Genomic DNA, 19,357 nt, shown 5'->3' with positions numbered 1-19,357 from the left:
CCTCTTCTTTCTTTATGTACGAGATGAAAAGGAAATTTGTTTCACCTATAGGATATTTTCCGCAAAAAACAAAAAAACAGCCAATTCGGCTGTTACACTTAAAAAATAATAGAGATAACCTCTTGCAAACTCATTTCACTATCTACTTCAAACGTACCTGGCTTTAACTCATTAGCAAGTCCTTGCTTTTCAACTTCATTAAAAAAATCAATAGCCTTGTTAATAATATTTGCACGTACTAATGCTTCACCGACATCGATGCTTGTCATACCCGGTGTAACAGTTAGAATCGTTCGGTAAATAATGACCTCTTTTTCTATACTTGCGACGTTCTCTTCACCCTCTACCTCAGCCGCAGAACTATCATCTTCAATTTCTTGAAGTGCTTTTAGGGCATCAGTAGTCGCTGACCATTCTTCAGTCGTGATTGTAACATATCCTTCTTCTGTTAATTTCGCCTTCAGTTCGTCTGTAGATGCGATAGGTTGAACCTCTTCTGTACTTTTAGCTTCACCACTTGGCCCCAGAAAGTAGACAGCACCACATAGGCAGGCAGCAAGCAGCAGACCACTAGCAAAGCTTCGAATTGAATTAGCTGTCATTTGCTACTTGTCTCCCTTCAGACTTGGTAACCATATATGGAGTTAATAAAAGCTTAATTTCATTTTCAGTTTGCTTCGTTTCCAATGCAATTCCTTCAATTGAGTAACCACGCTTATATAAATCAAGGATCTCCCTTAACAAGATTCGTTGATCATTAGACTTTGATTGTAGACCAACTTCTTGTGCAAGAATCTCTGAATCTAATTCAATTGTACGAATTTGCCGTTGAAGCTGCTGAACCTCCTCCATCATAGAAATTGAAAATTGTTCAATTTCTCTTTCGGCTACAGACCGCTTCTCTTTGAAAAATGATAAGATCAGCAACAAAACGGCCGCACTTACTAACAGTATTAACGTCCATCCCATCATATAATATTCCTCCTCTACCCGCTACTGCGTTAACGTTCTTTATTATACATTGAAAGGACGTATAATTCGATGAAATATCCAAAAATACGACAAAAGTCAGAAGTTTGTAACAGATGAGGAGTCCAAAGAATGACATTATCTATAGATCAATTCCATTTTAATGGGTAGAAATATTTGTATCAATCGGATTTCGATTATTTCGATCCGGGCTTAAGTCCGTTACAATTAAATTAATAACAATGAACAATATTATTAATAACCAAACCCACCATTTTTTTAACATATTCTTTCCTCCTTACTCGTCTCAATCTATCCTACCATACATATGAAAAAATCTTTATTTAGAAAGACGAAACAAATATATGATACAATTTAATTTAAGAAAGTATAAGGGCTAGGGGGCTTAACGATGTTATCTAGTTTACGATTAATTGAGACAATCATAATTGGTTTGCTTGGTGGATATTTATTTAACCATTTGAATCTCCCCTTACCATGGGTCCTCGGGGCATTAACCTTTATTATGATATGGCAAGGAACAACTAAACGAACAATTTATTGGCCAAACCTCATTAAGAATATTGGTCTAATCATACTTGGGATATATTTTGGGATGTACTTTACAATAGACACAGTGACATCTGTGTGGCCATATTTGGTTCCTTATACTATGTTAACAGTCATTTTAATCTTGACGAGCATTGTTATTAGTATTTTTGTTACTCGTTGGATTAATGTTGACAAAATGACAAGTGTTTTTGGTTCCATTCCTGGTGGGTTAACAGAAATGGTCATTGCAAGCGAAGCTCTTCATGCGAAATCATCCTATGTTGTTATTTTTCAAACGATTCGGTTGTTAACTGTCCTATTTACTGTGCCAGCAGTTATTATTTATTTCTTTCCAAATCAAGTAACTGATTATATAATCGTTGAAAACAATCCATATTCCACACTGGATTGGCAAATGCTCTGGTTTCTCATTCCAGCAATTGGAGGATTCATACTAAAGGATAAAATTCCGGCTGGAATTGTGATCGTACCTCTGGCTATTACAGCGTTCCTACATATAAGTCCGATTGAATTACTTAATGTACCTAACTACTTAGTATTAGGTGCTCAAACAGCTGTAGGTATTGGTTTAGGGAAAAACATCTCTTTTCAAGATATCCGTGCAGGTGGAAAATATGGATTTGTTTATTTTGGTGTTGCTATTGCTTTAATCATAGTCTCCTTTGGACTAGGAGCGTTATTAGCTTCCCTCACTTCGCTAACACTTCCGACAGCCATTTTGAGCGTCGCCCCTGGTGGATTAATTGAAATGGTACTGACTGCATCAATCGTTGGAGCAGATCCAGCAATAGTCAGCTCTCTTCAGTTAACTAGAATTCTTATAATAATTATCTTAGTTCCTCCAGCTTTAAAATGGTATTTCTCAAGGGAAATTAACACATAGTCTATTTCTCTTAGATTGACTAAAAAATAAACAACATGCTACCGACATTCACCTAGGTAGCATGTTGTTTTTTTCACTACTTATATTAATAGAGCTTCCCTTGTTTAAATAATACGGAAGATAATTTCATAACGGAGTGGATATAGCAATTTTGTCTTAGTGGATAAGGATCACCAAAAAATTGAGGAAGAATGGAGTCCATTGTTGCTTTCATTTTATCGAATAGCAATTTAAATACTTCTTCTTCTTTATAGAACTGAGTTTCTCTCCCTTGTAGCCATTCGAAGTATGACACAATCACACCACCAGCATTGGCTAGAATGTCTGGGATAATAATGACTCCTTTTTCATTTAAATAGTGATCTGCTTCGCCTGTAACGGGAGCATTGGCACCCTCTACAAGAATTTTGGCTTTTATTTGCTCCATATTCCCTTGATGGATTTGATCTTCAAGTGCAGCTAAAATTAAAACATCCACATCCATTGTTAAGATATCAGTATTTTTATGAATAGTTGCTTTTACTCCTATCTCATCTAACGCTTGCTCTGTTTCTGGTAAATCACCATGATGTTGACTTGTATATTGGATTAAAGAGGGGATATCCAATCCTTCCGAGTTGTAAAGCATAACATTGCGGTCACTGACACTAACTACTTTGTTTTGCAAGTACGCACAATGGTATGCTTCTAGTGCGGCAACTGAACCTACATTTCCGAATCCTTGGACGGCAACCGATAATGGTTGCTCTTCATATCCCAAAAGGGTTTCTGCAAATACATTTGATGTGTTTGCTAAAAACGCTCTTTGTTCTTTTAGAAAATCGTGCAGCATATAACGAAAAGTAAAATAGACACCTTTTCCAGTAGCTTCTCTTCTCCCCAATGAGCCTCCGTTTTCAATACTTTTCCCTGTGAAACTCCCTCGATAAGGTTGTCCAGGTCTGATGTTTTTATATTCCGCCATCATCCAATCCATTTCCCGTTCTCCTGAACCTACATCAGGGGCTGGGATATCTTTATCTGGTCCTATACTGTCACTGAAATATTGTACATATTTTCTACAAACAAGATGAAGCTCCTTAGACGATAGTTCTCTTGGATTAATAATGACACCGCCTTTCCCACCTCCATAAGGAACATCATGCAGTGCATTTTTTAACGTCATTAATGCAGCTAAATTAATAACTTCCTCTTCATTAACTGATTCGTGAAAGCGAATACCACCTTTATAAGGACCAAGTGCATTATTGTGTTGAACACGAAAAGAAGGTATACGAACAACCTCACCATTATCTAATGGTACTCGAAGAAATGATTTATACACTTTATTAGGGGTGGAAAGAATCGCCGCGAGAGAAGTAAAGGCTTGGTTACGAGTAGCACCAACTAAATCCGGCAAAAAAGATGTGTCCTCAAGTAATGCTTCTAACGACTTTTGAACAATTGCTCCTGTTTGGCTAGACATGATAACCTCCATTGATTTGTATTTCGAGTTAAGCTAATATCTATTAATAACATTCCACTATTTTGTAACAGCCAAACTTATATTATTAAACTTCGCCTTTTCCCAAAAAAATTGTTCAAGAAAATAGTTAAAAAGGGTGATTTAATGAATGTTATTGTTATTTCCGATACTCATATTCCTAATAAAGCTAAGCTATTACCACCAATATTAAAATCAGAACTGTTAAAAGCAGATTTGATTGTCCATGCAGGTGATTGGCAGTCCATTGAAGTATATAAGGAGCTCTCACAATATTCCGAAGTGAAAGGAGTAATTGGTAATGTCGATAATGATGAATTACTAACCTTTCTACCAGATAAATTACTATTAGCTATCAATGGATTTAAAATTGGAGTGGTTCATGGTCATGGAAAAGGGACAACAACAGAAAAAAGAGCACTGAAAGCTTTTCAAGGTACGGAAGTCGACCTCATTATTTTCGGTCATTCTCATATCCCCTTAATTAAGAATATCGATGGTATAGTGCTTTTTAATCCAGGCTCTCTAACAGATAAAAGGAGACAACCATATTATTCTTATGGAAAGTTAACGATTAACAAAACAATCACAACGGAACATGTGTTTTTTGAGAAGAAATAATATTTATCGAGTACCTCTGTTCTTCTTGCTCCATACTACACGTATGAAGGGAGGAACAGAAATGTTTATTGGAAGTCATGTGAGTATTGCTAATGGTTATTTTGGCGCAGCAAAAACAATAAGCAAAATGGGGGGTAACGCGTTTCAGTACTTCCCTAAAAATCCAAGAAGTTTATCAATTAAAGAGTTTAATCCATTGGACACTAAACAATGTAGGGATTTTTGTATTGAAAACGACATCGTCTCTGTTGCACATAGCTCGTATCCAACCAATTTAATCCCTGAGAATAATGTAGCCCAACAACAAGTTATACAATCACTCTTAAATGATCTTGAAATAGCAGAATCATGTGGGTCGATCGGGGTAGTTGTCCATTTCGGATCATCGAAACAGCTGGAACCACTGGAGGGTTATACAAAAATGATAGCAATGATAAATAATGTCCTCACCCATTGGCAAGGCTCGGCTAGATTGCTAATCGAAAACAATGCTGGCGTGAGCTCTGATATGGGAATTACGATTGAAGAGATGGTACAAATTAGAGAACTATCTGATTATCCCCATCAAATAGGATTTTGTTTCGATACATGTCATGCCTTTGCTAGTGGCATATGGACAGGTGATAATTGGCTTGAATTGGAGACGAAAGGAATTGAACTCGACTTTTTCTCCCATTTGGATTTGATTCATTTTAATAATTCTAAGTATCCAGTTTCTTCGAGAAAAGACAGACATGCTAATCTTTCTACTGGTCATATCGCAACAACTCAATTACAAACCATCTTGCGTTCTAAGGTTTGTAATCAAATTCCTCTTATTTTAGAAACACCCAAGAATGAAACAGCATCACATCCTGAGGAAATAGCTCTCTTAAAAAGCTGGTATTAACCATGACTGTTTACATAGCTTATAATATATGAAGACTGTATTGATACAATTCAAAAGAGGCCACTGAAAAAGGTACTCTTGTAGTGGCCTCACCTGTCTCAGCCTCTTTGGATCATGTAAATTCCCAGAAAAAAGTGATCAGACACTTGGTTCACTTCTAAAAATCACCTTAATACCGGTTACATACGTTTTCAAGAAAAATTCAATACTCTCGTCAATGCTAAGCTCTATCCCAAATCCACCTTGCCGTTCAAGTGATGCAAATCCGTGAAGTGTGCTCCGAAATACTCTCACTGCATGAATAGACTCTTCATAGGATAACTTATATGGTTTGAGGCATTTTATAACTAAATCAATAATTTGCTTTCCGATTTCTTCATTTTTTATATCATTTAACTTTTCAGGAGCCTTTAATGTCACTTCGTATAATCCAGGATGGTTTCGTGCAAAAGTGATATATGCTCTTGCGAGTGCTCTTAATTGATCAGGTTCTGTTTCAGTAGTAGCCATTAGCATGTCATCATACAACATCCGTAACCCATATAATGAAAGACGATTTCTTAGATCCTGTAAATTAGTTATATGATTATATAAGGAAGGTGGCTTGATTGCCAACTTTTGAGCAAGTTTCGTCAAAGTTAACTCATGATTACCTTCACTATCAATCATTTCGGCCGCTGTCTTTAAAATTTGACTCATCTCAAGTCCAACTCTTGGTGACATTTATTTATTCCACCCCTACCTAAATGGTAATTGATTTTAATTGTATAGTTCTCAATTTTTAATCCATCACTCTTATCTTCTTAGATTAACTTTAAACTAATTTAATTAGTTTTTGCAACAACACAAGGAAATTTCTTTGTTATAAAAGGTATCAAATCATCTATTAGATGTATACATATCCGTCGTAATCAAATATTCTAGAGAGAACTAATTTTTTATGGAGGTCTAAAATGGATACTTTTTTCAACGAAGAAATGCTTGAAACTGCTATAAGGCTTGTCACAATTATTTTCTTAAGTGGACTTATTGGGTTAGAACGTGAAATTAAAAATAGACCAGCTGGTTTACGAACTCACATCCTTGTTGGTTTAGGTTCTTGCTTGTTAATGTTATTATCTTTAAATGGTTTTAGTGAATTCATAGCCGAAAATGAAGGTGTTTCAATGATAGACCCTGCACGTATTCCGTCATATGTCGTTAGCGGAATTGGCTTTTTAGGTGCGGGAACAATTCTTGTTCAAGGTAGACGTGGTGTTCAGGGTTTGACAACAGCTGCCTCAATTTGGCTAGTAGCCGCAATCGGACTCGTTGTCGGAGTAGGTATGTATTATGAAGCAATAATTACGACGTTTATTGTTTTTTTAACTTTGCTAACATTAAACTCATTGGAACATAAATTGAAATGGAAAGAATCCAAAAAAACTTCTCTCCTATCGATTTACGTAGTTGAGCAGGAAACTACATTTAATTCAATTATAAATATACTAAGCGATCAGAAAATAACTGTAATAAAATCAAATATAGAATCACTTGATACTAAAATGCATTATACTTTCCTTTTAAGAGGGGCAGATGTTAGTAACCAGCTTCCTTTACTGACGGAGCTACGTGAGTTAAAAGAGATTACGAAGATGACCATGGATTATCAAGAAGCACTCCTGGAATAGAAGATTGTTTTTAATGTAACCCTATAAACAAGGGGGCGTTCACTAATGAAAGAACTAGAACCACTTGATAATGACCGTTTTACAACAGCTCAGTTAAGCTCTGAATTGGTCGAACGAGTCAAAGGCTTAGAAGCTGAGATCAAGAACGAAACTGAAAAAGACGTTATTCTTATCGCATACGAAGAAAGTCAACATAATCCGTCTTAATCGTATAAAAAAGTGCTGTTAAAGGTTACAACCTTTAACAGCACTTTTTCATTTAGATTGTCCACTCATCATGAATGAATCCTTTAATATACCACTGATTATCAATTGTTTCCATAACGATACGCAAACTTCTCCAATCCAATCCTTCATATTCCTGCTCAAATCCAGGAAAATGATATTCAATAATTTTCGAATCAGGATACACCTCTTTGCTATTATCAACTGTTGTCCCTTGTCCAAGTCTTGTATCAATTCCAACTTCTTCTGCATTTACGTATTCTTCATCGTAAATAAAGCGTTCGTAGTATTCATCAAAAGTCATTTCAATCGGTTCACCGCTACCGTCCCAGTGCCCCCACAAATACGTAGAAGAATCATTTTTAATATTTCTTAGTTCTTCTTGAGTAAAAACTACATCATTGTCAACGTCAACATATGCGTAAGGAGAAAATCGTACCCCTTCTTCCGGATGAATATGATGACTAAGCGTTTCAAAATCTCTACTATCCAACCAATTTACAGCAGCAGCGGCTAATTCCTCTGCTGAATCAAAACTTAATGCCGCTTCTCCTTCATCTTCCTGTTGGTTCGTCGACCCAGATGCCTCTTGATTATCTTCTTCACTTACTCCATTGTCTTCTTCGTTTTCTCTTTCACTTTGAGTTTCCTGTTCCTCTTGTTCCGTATCTTGTTCTTCTGTCTGTACCGGTTCTGTTTCTTCCTGAGCACACCCAACCAATAAGAACATTAAAAATAGACATAAGATCCTTTTCATGATGTCCTCCTTGAAAATCAGCTATACTCATTGTTATTTCACAACTAGTTGGTTATTAAACATTCACCATTACATTTTCACCTCTCTAAATCTCACCTTTTATAAATCGCCATATACCGTCTAACGCTTTTGCTTTGTATAACGATTGAAAAACAACGAGGCCAACCGGTCCAATGATTAATCCAATGATACCAAAGAGCTGTAATCCAACAAATAATGAAATAAGTGTTGCAAGAGGATTTAACCCTAAATTAGATGAAAGAACTTTTGGCTCAACTAATTGTCTAAGCAGGATCGTTATTCCATAAAGAATAAGGAGCCCAATTCCAAAAAATGCTTCACCTGTTAGTAAACTAAATATCGCCCAAGGAACTAAGATGATTCCAGTCCCCAAGTATGGCAAGAGATCAACCAAGCCGACAATCAATGCTATTGTTAGTGGGTGTTCTACTTTGAGGATGATAAATCCAATCAAGTTAACACCAGCTGTAATGCTAATTAGTATTAATTGTGCATAAGCAAACCCAACCACTTTCGTCTTCAAATCTGAAACAACATGAGATGTGCTTTTCAATAAACTTGGTGGTAGCTTTTTTCTAAGGCTTGCTCTAAATCTGTTCCAATCTTTGCTGATAAAATACAGAGCTAATAAAATAAAAATTAATACAGTTAATGTTAAAGGCAGGACACTGACAACATTTGAAAGACTATTGGCTAGCGTTTGACCGATTGCTCCTAGAATAGCCGCAAATTGAACACCAATCTGTTCAATTCCATCTTCCAACGCTGTCCGCTGTGTTGTGTTAAGGTTATCTATAAACCCCATTCCTTGATACCATAAAGGAAGGATTTCTTCGTTAAAGTATGTTTGGACTGCACTTGATGTACTCTCAATTTGAGCAGGTATTAATTGTGACAGGTAACGAATACCGTCTATAACTTTCCAAATAACTAGGGTGAGAATCCCCCCCACAATCCCAAACATGAAAATGATCCCAATTAAGACGGCAAGTGGTCTAGGAATTCGTGCTTTCTTTTCGAGAAATGAAACAATAGGATTAATGAAGATCGCTAGTAGAGCTGCAATTAAAAAAGGAAAGGTAAGTTTAATAAAGGAATAAAAAACAAACCATCCTACAATAGCAAGAATGGAGACAATTAATAACCTTATGATCATATGTAATGTCTTATTATTGTACATATATGTCCCCCTATCTTGTTTAGACAAATTAAGTTCAAAGAGAAATTTACTTATTTGAATTTTAAGCGATCTTTTCTTTTTGTTCAATATAAAGTCTCGTACATTTGGTAAAAAGTTCTTCGCTTATATTCGCATAGTATTCTTATACCCTCACATACTACAATTATAACAAAGGAAAGAGGTGATACATCATGGCAAGCAACAACAATTCAAATCAATTATTAGTACCTGGAGTAGAAAGTGCCTTAGAGCAAATGAAATACGAAATTGCACAAGAGTTTGGTGTTCAACTTGGCGCTGATGCTACCTCACGTGCAAATGGATCTGTAGGCGGAGAGATTACTAAACGTCTTGTACAAATGGCAGAAAAACAATTTTAATTAAAATAAAAAACAGTTTGGAGTTCTCGTAAAAATAGACTCCAAACTGTTTTTTCTTAAGCAAAGCTGTTACTGATTAGTAGTATTAATGTTTTTGCCATAGAAAATCTCATCCATTTCTATTGTTAACTTCTCGGTAATCTCATCAATTTCTTTTTGATCAAGGGTATTTTTTTTATAGCCAAATAGGTAATTATCTAAATCAAAGTTTTTTAATTTACATTTCGTATGAAAGATATTTTCCTGGTAAATATTCACATCAATCATATCATAGTATTCTTTAACTTCATCAGGAATATAATTTTGAATGGAGTTAATTTCATGGTCAATGAATAATTTATGGCCTTTCACATCCCTAGTAAATCCTCGAACACGATAGTCCATCGTCATTATATCTGTTTCAAATGAATGAATAAGGTAATTAAGTGCTTTTAATGGAGAGATTTCTCCACAAGTAGAAACATCAATATCTGCACGAAATGTACTAATTCCTTCTACTGGATGATATTCTGGATAAGTATGTACTGTAATATGACTTTTATCTAGTTGCATCACAACTGAATCAGGTAATGGTCCAGGAGATTCTTCATATGATTCAGTCGGAACCTCAACCACAGGACCCTCTGAAACAAGAATTGTTACACTTGCACCTTGTGGTACATAATCTTGCTTTGCAACATTTAGCACATGTGCTCCAATAATTTCAGTCACATTTTTTAAAATATGTGTTAATCGATCCGCATTATATTGCTCATCAATATATCCAATGTAGGCTTCACGCTCTTCTTTTGTTTTTGTATAGCAAACATCGTACATATTAAAGCTCAGCGTTTTCGTTAAATTATTAAACTCATGTAATTGTATACGCTGTTCTGGTGTTAATTTCATATTAATCATCCTCCACAAACGATTGCTACCATTCAAAGATATACTATATCCTCTTTATCGTACCCAATCTATCGGGAAAACAAACGAAAAACCGAAATTATTCATTAAAATACGAGCAACAATAATCAACAACTTCCTCAACCTTTAGTTGGAATGTCTCATTAGCAGGAACATAAAAAACGCCACTACCATCTATTGTTTGCCATTGTTCGTTGGCTAATTTATATTGTAGTCTTCCAGCCTGAATTTCCATTTCCTCTTTCACACTAGTTGAAAATTCATATTCACCAGGTAGCATAATACCCAACGTCACTTTTGTTCCATTTTCTAATATTACCGTTCGACTTGTCACCTTACCTTCAAAATAAATATTTGCTTTCTTCACGATTGTTGCTTGTTGAAATTCAGACATATGTCTCCCTCTTTCACCTAGAATTAATCGCCCTTAAATAACTGACTAGTCAGAGCATTTCTAATTATCGCATAACCGTTTTTTCGTGTATATAAAAAGTTTATTATTAAATTAAAGCAATTGGGAAGCAGGTTATTATTTAATTTATGAATGAACAAGTATAGAAACAATTTCATCCTCAATCTTTTTGGCTTTTTCCTCATCTAATACATTATTAAATATAATGGAAAAGACCAAGTCATCTTCATGATCAGTTTTAAGATAGCCGGATAAGGCTGTAACCGTGGAGATGGTTCCTGTTTTCGCTTGGACCCTACCTTTCGTTTTACCTAGGCGATGACGTAATGTGCCCCCTATCTCTTTTCTTTGAACACCCGCAATGGGCAGAGCTTCCAAATAAGTATGAAACCAAGGATACTTTTGAATCTCAAATAGGAGGTTTGTTACAGTATTAGCTGTTACTAAATTGATATGAGAAAGACCAGAACCATCACGGATAACTATCTTATCTGTATCTATTCCTAATTGTTGTAGCTTTTCTTTTTCAAGCTCTATTCCTTTCTGCCAACTACCGTTGCGACCGCAAACCTTTCCGATCTCTTTAACAAAAATCTCCGCATAAGAATTGTTACTGTACTTCATCAATGGAACGATTAGTTTCCCTAAGGGTTCTGATTGATGAGAAATCAAAACATCAGATTGAGAAGGAGTCTTTTTTCTTAGTGAATGTCCTAAATGTATGATGTTATGTTTTTTTAATGCTTGATCTACAAGCCTTATTACATAATCGGTTGGGTTCCATACACTAATTATTTGTTGAATGGCTTCATGGTTTTTAGGGAACTCCCCAGAAATATATAATGTCTCTTCCCCATGTTCTCTAGTTATTGCGATCGTCTCGATATTATCTTCTGAAACCATTTTAGTATTATTAACGATAGACATCGTTCCGTAAGCTGGCACTAATCGTATATTTGCCTTTCCACCAACATGTTCAGAAGAATTTACTTCGACAGCCACTGTACCAGTGTCACTACCTTCCTCAGCAGCCACAGTTAAAGCAGAAATTGCACTACCATAATACGTTTCTTCATCTGACCAAGGTAAATCTTTTGAATGTCTGATCGAGTCGTACCTTGAATCATCAGCAATCAAGTCCCCTTTTAAAACCTTAATCCCTTGAGATTTTAATGCTAGAACCATGTCTTCAATGTCTGTCATTGTCAGACTCGGATCCCCACCTCCTTTGATATATAGGTCACCATCCAATATACTCCAATGTTGTTCTCCATCTGTTCTAAATTCAGTTTCGAACCTATGTTCCACGCCGAGAAGTTCTAGGGCCATTGCAGAAGTGATTAATTTCAAATTTGAGGCAGGATGTAATCTGTTATCCCCATTATTCTGATAGAGGATCTTTCCATTTTCTGCAGATCTGATACTAATACCAACTTGTGCATGTTCTAAGTATTTATGCTGCGTTAATTTATCAATTTGCCTGGCCCATGTTACATTCGTTTGCTCTGCCAAAGCGGTGGTTGATCCACTAAAAACAACCATAAGCCAACAAATAAATAGCCATCTTTTCATAGTTATCCTCCTTTTGACAAGTTACCTAATACGTTTCCTCAAATAATAAAAATAATTACTTTTAAGTGAGGGGAAAATAGAGAGAAGTCAGAAACATGGGGGAGAAAAAATGGAACCAATAAGAGATGTTATTACAATTTCTGATGAAAGCGGTAATGAAACTGACTTTTCAGTTGAGGCTCTTTTTGATATGAATGACGATACGTTTGCTCTTTTAAGAGACGGTGAAGAGACAGTATTAATGAAGGTTGAAAACGAAGAAAGCGAGCAATATCTTGTTGGAATTACAGAAGAGGAGAAAGAATCTGTACTTGTTGCTTATGAAATTGCGGTTCAAGCAAATCCGGCAGAATGAAAAGAAAGGAGTCTCTGGTAAAATTAAGAGACTCCTTTCAGTCATTAAACTCGTTTGAATGGCCACCAATTTGCCTGGCCAAAAAGCTTAACCATTACCGGTACAAATAACGGTAAAATGATCATTGCATACAAGGCAAGACCTGTAATAACAATTGATGCTATTTGTAATAGTGACAACATACCCGACGGCATCATTGCTGCAAATGTGCCACCAAGGATCACTGCCGCAGAAAGAATTACTGTTCCCATTTTACGCATAGCGAGTAACAAGGCTTCTTCCACGGAAACCTTTTTAAATTCATTAAATCGGTCCATAAGGAAGATACTGTAATCAACACCTAATGCAATAAGAATAACGAACGCAAAGAATGGTACAGCCCAGCTTATCCCTGTATAACCAAGCAAGTTCACATAGATTGCTTCATTAATAGCCATCGCTGTATAGAAGGTTAAAATGAGAGAACCGATTAAATAAAGTGACATAATAATTGAGCGGAATAAAAAGACTAAAATAATCGATATTCCTACTAACATCAAAACGACTGTTCTTGAATAATCCTTTGAAGACATCGCCTTTAGATCAGCATTAGTACTCGTAATTCCACCAATTGCCACAACAGCATTCTCAAGCTTTGTTTCCGTAGTTGCTCTAGAAATCGCATCCTCTATTTCATCAATCTGACTAATTGCTTCATTTGAATAAGGATTTGCTTCGAAAATAACATCCATTGTCATAACTTTACGATCGGCTGACATATATGTGTCTAATACTTTAGCAAATTCCTCGCTTTTAACCACTTCATCTGGTAAATAAAAGCCATCAGCCTCGTTTGATAATTCCGATAAGAATACCTCTGCATCGGTTAATCCATCATGGACTTGCAGAAGTCCATCCGCACTTAAGGTCAACCCTTCTGTTAACTCAGATAATTGTCCCCCAAGATCACCAAAACCATCCAACATCTGTTGTTGCCCTGCATTTATACCTGTCAAACCATTGGTGATTGATGGTAAATTGGCATTAATTTGTCCTTGACCATCTGCTAACTGCTCTAACCCAACTTGTTGCTTTTCAATTCCACTAATAATTTCCGTTAGTCCAGTAACTAATTCCTGCTGTCCAGAAACAATCTCATTAAATGAGCGGTTTGCTTCTCCCATTCCACTCGTTACACTAGATAATCCGGCATTGAGCTCTTCAAGACCGCCAGCTAACAGAGGTAATTGTTGTTGGGCCGCCTGAACTGATCCTTTGACTTTTTGATAGATTGGATCTTCTGGTAATCCTTGATACTCATTTTCAAGATTACCAAAATCCTCCTCAGTAATTTGTGAAATGGCCTTATTTAATTCCGTTAACCCAGTACCAACAGTTGAGTATTCATTATTTAATGTAGCAAGAGTTGTTTGAATTTCTGTATAGCCCGCTAATAATTCACGTTGTCCTGCGGCCAGTGTTTCTGCACCTGCTTTTAATTGTTGCAATCCGTCTTTAATTTCTGTAGAGCCAGCAGATCCTTGGCGAATTCCATCTTCAATTCTTGCTAGATTCGTTTGGATTTGAGTGACGCCAGTTTTGACCTCATTTGTACCAGAAATTAGTTCGTTAATGCCTCCAGTTGCACTTTCAAGTTCAGGTTGGGAATTAGCTAACTGATTACTCGCTTCCTGTAAGCCAGAGCTTATCTCATTAATTCCATCGTTTCCTTCACCAAGACCTTCTCCGAGCATTTCAGTTTGCTTTGCTACGGTAAAATCCTCGATCGGCTCACCAGTCGGTCTAGTAACAGAACGAACCGTTTTTACTAAATCGACTTTTTTAACTTCATCTGAAATGGATTCAGCTAATTGAATATATTCAGCAGAATCCAATTCCTCATCATTTTTCAACACTATTTGTGTAGACATCGATTCCCCTGGGCCAAAGCTATCAGCGATAATATTAAATGCTTTAACCGACTTCACATCTCCACTGACTTCTTCTAATGAATTAAAGGAAAGATCTCCATCATAAGTAAGTAAAAAAGGTACACAAATGGCAGCGACAACAAGTAGTGATATTAATGGTCGACCCATTGAGAACTTACCTGCAAGACCCCAAAGTTTATTCTCACCATGTTCTGCAGATCCTTTTGATGGCCAGAAGAGCTTTGGTCCGAGTACAGCCATAAAAAACGGTACAATTGTAAATAATGCTACTAGTAGCATAGCTACACCTACTGCTACACCTACCGCAGATTGAAATAGTTTAAATTGAGAAAAACCAATGACACTAAAACCAACTAACACAGCAAGACCACTAAAGAATACCGTTCTTCCTGCATTTCTATACGTTTCCACAATCGATTCAGTAACCGATTCACGATGTGACATTTCTTCTTTAAAACGACTTAATAATAGAATGCAATAATCTGTCCCAATACCGAATAGTATTGCGACTAAAAACATTTGCGTATAACTTGAGATAGGGAAATCAAATCTATCCACTAAAAAAGAAACAATTGATTGAGAAGCAATATAAGTAAATCCAACCGTTACTAATGGGATAATTGGAGCAATCGCGGATTTAAATACTAAAAATAAAACGATTAATATGAAGACAACAGTAATTCCCTCTGTTTTCTTTAGGCCTTCTTGAGAACTATTCACTAAGTCCTCATCAATCATCCATTCACCTGTGTAGTAATGTTCCACTTCAATTGAATCAAGTGCACCATACAAATCATCAGTTACATCTGCTTTTTCACGATTATTCCAATCAAGAGTTATTGGTGCCATAATCGTCTTTCCATCCTCTGAAACAAGGCTCTCCCTTAATTCTTCCTGTGAAAAGTGAGTCATAATTTCAGAGATTCCTAGTTTATCTCGCCGGTCCTCAAGAATGGCAATTCCGCTTTCAGCATCAGCGATATCCTCTTGCGTTAAACCTTTTTCATTATGAAAGACTACGACCACTTGAGATTGATCGCCGGTTCCTTCGTTTTCTCTCATTTCCTTTAGGAGATCCCCGGCTAAAGCTGAAGAATATTCAGTTGGAACGTTTAGTTGCCCCTTTTCACGAACAAGGTCCGCCATATTTGGGGCCGTGATAAATAAGCCAATAGCAACAATAAGCCAAGCTACCAAGACAAAATACTTATGTTTAATAATAAAATTCACTTTTTACTCCTCCATTAACGTTGTCTAACACTTGATTCAACTTCTCATAAGTTTCAATAAATGATTCGATCTCCTTGATATCTAACTGATTTATGATTGATCCAACTAGTGCCTGAACACGCTCCTCTGTTTGTAAAAATAATCTTTGTCCTTCATCTGTTAAGGTTAAGTACACCACTCTCCGATCTTGTTCATCACGCGTGCGTTTAATTAGACCTTTTTTCCATAATCGATTGATATTAGCAGTGATTGCACTTTTCTTGACATCAAAGATATCTGCAAGTTCACTCGAGGTACACTCTTTTACTCGATTAATATACCGTAACGTATATTGTTGATCATTCGTTAAGTCAGAGCCAATTTCAGCTTTAACCAAACTATCCGCTTTTCTCGTAACTGAAAAGGTAACCGCTATGTAACGATCAATTAACTCCCGTACTTGCTCTTCCCGCAATTAATTCACCCCTCAAACTGTTCAACAGTTGAACTATTAATGAGATTAACTATATCAGATTTGTTAAATGTGTCAACTAAATGATACTGAACTATATGTTGAATTCCATTATTCATTCACTAATTCACTATTTTTCTTTTTAAATTCACTACATTCACACAATATATAAAATGGTTCATTTTAGGTTAATCATTCTTTTTGTGGGCAAAGTATAAAGTAACTATAGAAGGAAGGTGCATAAAATGGTATATCTTCTATTATTGCTCGGGTTTGTATTATTAATTAAGGGAGCGGATTATTTTATTGATGGCTCTTCTGCGATTGCGACAAGCTTTCGTATCTCTCCTCTCATTATAGGTTTGACAGTCGTCGCATTTGGTACAGGTGCTCCTGAAGCAACAATTAGTATTATCGCAGCACTGGAAGGAAATGCTGACGTAACGATAGGAAATATTGTTGGTAGTAACTTGTTAAATATGTCTTTAGTTGTTGGACTTACCGCAATTATCTTTCCATTAAAGGTTGAAAGCACAACGATTCGAAAAGAAATTCCCTTTGCTTTTTTAGCGACAATCGTTCTATATGTACTAATGAATGATATAATGCAAAATATTGTAGGAAATACGATTACAAGAAGTGATGGCATCATCTTTTTACTTTTCTTTTCAATTTTCATGTACTACGTTATTGAAGCAGCTAGAAATAGCCGAGAACAAAATACCTCTATTGAAGAAAACATTGAAAAACAACCCATAGGCAAAAGTACTTTGTTGACGATTGGTGGTTTGGCAGCGATTATTCTAGGTGGTTACTTTGTCGTAGAAAATAGTACCGTTATCGCCTATCGCTTTGGAATGAGTGAAACATTGGTTGGTTTAACGATCGTGGCTATCGGTTCATCCTTGCCTGAACTAATAACATCAATAACAGCTGCAATGAAAAAACAAAGTGAAATGGCTCTTGGTAATATTGTCGGTAGCTCGATTTTCAACATACTATTTGTTATTGGAATTTCATCTGTTATTTCCCCATTAGCAGTAAATAATAAAATGTTTATTGATGTCATCTTATTACTCGGATTAACGATTATTTTGTTTATTTTTTCCAGAACTAAATACACAATTGGTAAGATTGAAGGTCTTATATTAACACTTGCTTACATCCTTTATCTTATTTACATTATTCTGAGAAACTAAGTACTGTATAGAACAGTTTCCGAAGCACAAAATAACAAAGAACCAATAATGAAAGGAAGTGAAAGGTCTTGAACCTGTTACGTGCTCAAGAAATTGCACAATCACCTGTTATGGCTAATGTCACATATTTAGATAAACAAGTATATATACAACATGTCATTGAACATAGTGAGACAGCTCGAATCTTCCCACTAGATGAACCGCAAAATGAACTTGAAGTAAATTTAGATAATTTAATTGAACATTAAACAAAAGACGGCTACGGCCGTCTTTGTGCTTTTCAAGAATAGTTTATCAAAACCGAGAATTCTCCTTATAAGCTTTTTGTATAATAAAAATAGAATAGAGATCAGTTGAGTATCTGAATAAGTTATACATTCAAAACGGCTTATAATGCCAACACGCCCTAATACAAAAAAGACAGCAACAGCTGTCTTTTTTGTATTAGTCAATCCACACCTCTCATCCGCTTATCTTCCAACATTTTTGACATCATAACCCATTCATCTATGTCGCCAATTTAATTCATATAAGGATCGTTAAAGAGGAAGTAAATCCCCATGTCTCCTCTAAAAAAGCGGACGGGATGGGGGCCGACTCCTGCAGGAGGGGAGGGCAGGTGGAAATCCACCGGCGGAGCCGGTTAGTTCCACGCCCGCCTGCGGAAAGCGTGCCCCCATCCCGGTAGCGGATTCAAATCACTCTTGTCCTAGCCTCTTATAAATTATTATTTTGCTGTGACAATTCCTCGTCTGCAAAATGTTCATTAGCTTTTTCTAGTTCCTTATGCTCGTCGACGGAGTCTCCGGCATATCGATCAATAGTTGCAGATGGATGTAGTGGATCTAGATCCGTTCGCACACCTATCTCTCCACCGACATTTGCTTGATTTGGCATCTTAAATGTTTGTTGTTTTTCCTTCATTTCAATCACCTCAACTTAGCTTTAGCATGAGGTTTTGTTTTCATCCCTATATTAATTAATTTGCGATTCGATCAATTATTTCCTTGTTTAATTCTTTAATTGTTTCGCATTTCAACAACTTCCCATCTAAAACGGAAAATGGACAATGCTTACAGGTTTTACATTTTCCTAAACAATCTTTTCTTTTTATCTTCATATCGGGGTATTTTTCTTTTAATAATTTATATAATTTCTTCGTATTATCATTATCTTTACAAAAGTATATTTTCTGCATCACTTCATCACCCCTATGTAGTTCTCGATGACAATGAGAATAATTATCATTATTAACTATGATATCAGATAATACTCCTTTCGTATAGCTTTTTCAGAGTATTTTTCACTAAAAAGCCAGAAGAGTTCGAAAATTATCTTGAACTCCTCTGGCTTTAATAGTTTATTAATTCACAAAAATTCCGACTATATCCAACGAGTAATTATCAGCTATTCCTCATTCGAATCTTCTTGGTAATGTTCATTTAAATATATATTTTCAGTTGTTGCAAAATTTACGGAAAGAAGGCTCTGATCATCATCAAGACCATACAGTCCTTTTCTTTCTTTTTTTACGTCTTCCCCGCTTTGAAATTGAGGATCTTTCTGCTTGCTCTTCATGCTCTCACCTCTTTTCACTCTAACTTTAAACATTAGTATGTACCAAAGACATAAAAAAAGATGCTGCAAAGG

The 19,357-nt window shown here is 36.0% G+C and carries 23 protein-coding genes; 9 read left to right on the top strand and 14 right to left on the bottom strand.

All coding sequences use genetic code 11. The features are described from left to right. Positions 1 to 98: 98 nt before the first annotated feature. On the bottom strand, positions 99 to 602 hold the full coding sequence (locus J7W16_RS04900) for a hypothetical protein (protein WP_210596104.1): 504 nt from the start codon (positions 600 to 602) through the stop codon (positions 99 to 101). After that, positions 592 to 972 (bottom strand): hypothetical protein, encoded by a 381-nt coding sequence (locus J7W16_RS04895; RefSeq protein ID WP_246879855.1) that lies wholly within the window; start codon positions 970 to 972, stop codon positions 592 to 594. Before J7W16_RS04895 ends, J7W16_RS04900 begins: the two co-directional genes overlap by 11 nt. A gap of 409 nt (positions 973 to 1,381) precedes the next feature. Here J7W16_RS04895 and J7W16_RS04890 point away from each other — a divergent pair, with 409 nt between their 5' ends. Next, positions 1,382 to 2,425 carry an AbrB family transcriptional regulator gene (locus J7W16_RS04890; RefSeq protein WP_210596103.1) on the top strand — a complete coding sequence of 348 codons (1,044 nt, stop codon included), beginning with the start codon at positions 1,382 to 1,384 and terminating at the stop codon, positions 2,423 to 2,425. An 85-nt stretch (positions 2,426 to 2,510) separates the two neighbouring features. Here the strand turns inward: J7W16_RS04890 and J7W16_RS04885 are convergent, their stop codons facing one another. Next, a complete protein-coding gene (locus tag J7W16_RS04885; protein WP_210596102.1) occupies positions 2,511 to 3,890 on the bottom strand; it encodes a Glu/Leu/Phe/Val family dehydrogenase in 1,380 nt (459 codons plus the stop codon). A 144-nt stretch (positions 3,891 to 4,034) separates the two neighbouring features. Here J7W16_RS04885 and J7W16_RS04880 point away from each other — a divergent pair, with 144 nt between their 5' ends. Together J7W16_RS04880 and J7W16_RS04875 are read left to right on the top strand one after the other, a co-directional pair. Further along, a complete protein-coding gene (locus J7W16_RS04880; protein WP_210596101.1) occupies positions 4,035 to 4,529 on the top strand; it encodes a metallophosphoesterase family protein in 495 nt (164 codons plus the stop codon). Positions 4,530 to 4,590: 61 nt separating this feature from the next. Continuing rightward, positions 4,591 to 5,418 carry a deoxyribonuclease IV gene (locus J7W16_RS04875; RefSeq protein WP_210596100.1) on the top strand — a complete coding sequence of 276 codons (828 nt, stop codon included), beginning with the start codon at positions 4,591 to 4,593 and terminating at the stop codon, positions 5,416 to 5,418. A gap of 138 nt (positions 5,419 to 5,556) precedes the next feature. Here J7W16_RS04875 and J7W16_RS04870 read toward each other — a convergent pair whose 3' ends face one another. Next, positions 5,557 to 6,141 (bottom strand): TetR/AcrR family transcriptional regulator, encoded by a 585-nt coding sequence (locus J7W16_RS04870; RefSeq protein ID WP_210596099.1) that lies wholly within the window; start codon positions 6,139 to 6,141, stop codon positions 5,557 to 5,559. Positions 6,142 to 6,371: 230 nt separating this feature from the next. On the opposite strand from J7W16_RS04870, the gene J7W16_RS04865 reads away from it, so the two are divergent. Next, entirely contained in the window at positions 6,372 to 7,088 is a 717-nt protein-coding gene (locus tag J7W16_RS04865) for an MgtC/SapB family protein (RefSeq protein WP_210596098.1), read from the top strand. Between the two features lie 45 nt (positions 7,089 to 7,133). Next, positions 7,134 to 7,295, top strand: a complete 162-nt coding sequence (locus J7W16_RS04860; protein ID WP_210596097.1) for a hypothetical protein — start codon at positions 7,134 to 7,136, stop codon at positions 7,293 to 7,295. 52 nt (positions 7,296 to 7,347) lie between these two features. On the opposite strand, the gene J7W16_RS04855 is transcribed toward J7W16_RS04860, so the two are convergent. Then, complete coding sequence (locus tag J7W16_RS04855; RefSeq protein WP_210596096.1) at positions 7,348 to 8,070, bottom strand: hypothetical protein; 723 nt, start codon at positions 8,068 to 8,070, stop codon at positions 7,348 to 7,350. A gap of 85 nt (positions 8,071 to 8,155) precedes the next feature. Then, positions 8,156 to 9,271: a sporulation integral membrane protein YtvI gene (ytvI, locus tag J7W16_RS04850; RefSeq protein WP_210596095.1), complete on the bottom strand. Its 1,116-nt coding sequence runs from the start codon at positions 9,269 to 9,271 to the stop codon at positions 8,156 to 8,158. Positions 9,272 to 9,462: 191 nt separating this feature from the next. Between ytvI and J7W16_RS04845 the strand changes: the two genes are divergently transcribed. Further along, the gene (locus J7W16_RS04845) at positions 9,463 to 9,651 is read left to right on the top strand and encodes an alpha/beta-type small acid-soluble spore protein (RefSeq protein WP_210596094.1); all 189 of its coding nucleotides are present in this window, start codon (positions 9,463 to 9,465) and stop codon (positions 9,649 to 9,651) included. Between the two features lie 69 nt (positions 9,652 to 9,720). Here J7W16_RS04845 and speD read toward each other — a convergent pair whose 3' ends face one another. The 3 genes from speD to dacB form a co-directional block, all read right to left on the bottom strand. Beyond that, a complete protein-coding gene (gene speD, locus J7W16_RS04840; protein WP_210596093.1) occupies positions 9,721 to 10,539 on the bottom strand; it encodes an adenosylmethionine decarboxylase in 819 nt (272 codons plus the stop codon). A gap of 97 nt (positions 10,540 to 10,636) precedes the next feature. Beyond that, positions 10,637 to 10,951: a pyrimidine/purine nucleoside phosphorylase gene (gene ppnP, locus J7W16_RS04835; RefSeq protein WP_210596092.1), complete on the bottom strand. Its 315-nt coding sequence runs from the start codon at positions 10,949 to 10,951 to the stop codon at positions 10,637 to 10,639. Positions 10,952 to 11,095: 144 nt separating this feature from the next. Continuing rightward, positions 11,096 to 12,541, bottom strand: coding sequence for a D-alanyl-D-alanine carboxypeptidase/D-alanyl-D-alanine endopeptidase (gene dacB / locus J7W16_RS04830; RefSeq protein WP_210596091.1), 1,446 nt, complete (start codon positions 12,539 to 12,541; stop codon positions 11,096 to 11,098). A 109-nt stretch (positions 12,542 to 12,650) separates the two neighbouring features. Here dacB and J7W16_RS04825 point away from each other — a divergent pair, with 109 nt between their 5' ends. Next, entirely contained in the window at positions 12,651 to 12,896 is a 246-nt protein-coding gene (locus J7W16_RS04825; protein WP_210596090.1) for a DUF1292 domain-containing protein, read from the top strand. A gap of 44 nt (positions 12,897 to 12,940) precedes the next feature. On the opposite strand, the gene J7W16_RS04820 is transcribed toward J7W16_RS04825, so the two are convergent. Both J7W16_RS04820 and J7W16_RS04815 read right to left on the bottom strand, forming a co-directional pair. Continuing rightward, complete coding sequence (locus tag J7W16_RS04820) at positions 12,941 to 16,057, bottom strand: MMPL family transporter (protein WP_210596089.1); 3,117 nt, start codon at positions 16,055 to 16,057, stop codon at positions 12,941 to 12,943. Further along, the gene (locus J7W16_RS04815) at positions 16,041 to 16,511 is read right to left on the bottom strand and encodes a MarR family winged helix-turn-helix transcriptional regulator (RefSeq protein ID WP_210596088.1); all 471 of its coding nucleotides are present in this window, start codon (positions 16,509 to 16,511) and stop codon (positions 16,041 to 16,043) included. The genes J7W16_RS04820 and J7W16_RS04815 overlap by 17 nt, the downstream gene beginning before the upstream one ends. Before the next feature lie 242 nt (positions 16,512 to 16,753). Here J7W16_RS04815 and J7W16_RS04810 point away from each other — a divergent pair, with 242 nt between their 5' ends. Both J7W16_RS04810 and J7W16_RS04805 read left to right on the top strand, forming a co-directional pair. After that, on the top strand, positions 16,754 to 17,707 hold the full coding sequence (locus tag J7W16_RS04810; protein WP_210596087.1) for a calcium/sodium antiporter: 954 nt from the start codon (positions 16,754 to 16,756) through the stop codon (positions 17,705 to 17,707). Between the two features lie 68 nt (positions 17,708 to 17,775). After that, positions 17,776 to 17,955 carry an H-type small acid-soluble spore protein gene (locus tag J7W16_RS04805; RefSeq protein ID WP_210596086.1) on the top strand — a complete coding sequence of 60 codons (180 nt, stop codon included), beginning with the start codon at positions 17,776 to 17,778 and terminating at the stop codon, positions 17,953 to 17,955. 469 nt (positions 17,956 to 18,424) lie between these two features. On the opposite strand, the gene J7W16_RS04800 is transcribed toward J7W16_RS04805, so the two are convergent. The 3 genes from J7W16_RS04800 to J7W16_RS04790 all read right to left on the bottom strand — a co-directional run bounded on the left by J7W16_RS04800 (position 18,425) and on the right by J7W16_RS04790 (position 19,285). Continuing rightward, entirely contained in the window at positions 18,425 to 18,631 is a 207-nt protein-coding gene (locus J7W16_RS04800; RefSeq protein ID WP_210596085.1) for a hypothetical protein, read from the bottom strand. Positions 18,632 to 18,686: 55 nt separating this feature from the next. Next, a complete protein-coding gene (locus tag J7W16_RS04795; protein ID WP_210596637.1) occupies positions 18,687 to 18,905 on the bottom strand; it encodes a DUF1450 domain-containing protein in 219 nt (72 codons plus the stop codon). 209 nt (positions 18,906 to 19,114) lie between these two features. Next, complete coding sequence (locus tag J7W16_RS04790; protein ID WP_210596084.1) at positions 19,115 to 19,285, bottom strand: hypothetical protein; 171 nt, start codon at positions 19,283 to 19,285, stop codon at positions 19,115 to 19,117. Between the last annotated feature and the right edge of the window lie 72 nt (positions 19,286 to 19,357).

Source organism: Halalkalibacter suaedae (assembly GCF_017939705.1).
Classification (GTDB): domain Bacteria; phylum Bacillota; class Bacilli; order Bacillales; family Bacillaceae_D; genus Halalkalibacter; species Halalkalibacter suaedae.
The sequence above is the reverse complement of the archived record's forward strand: the minus strand, read 5'-3'. Positions and strand labels throughout refer to the sequence as shown.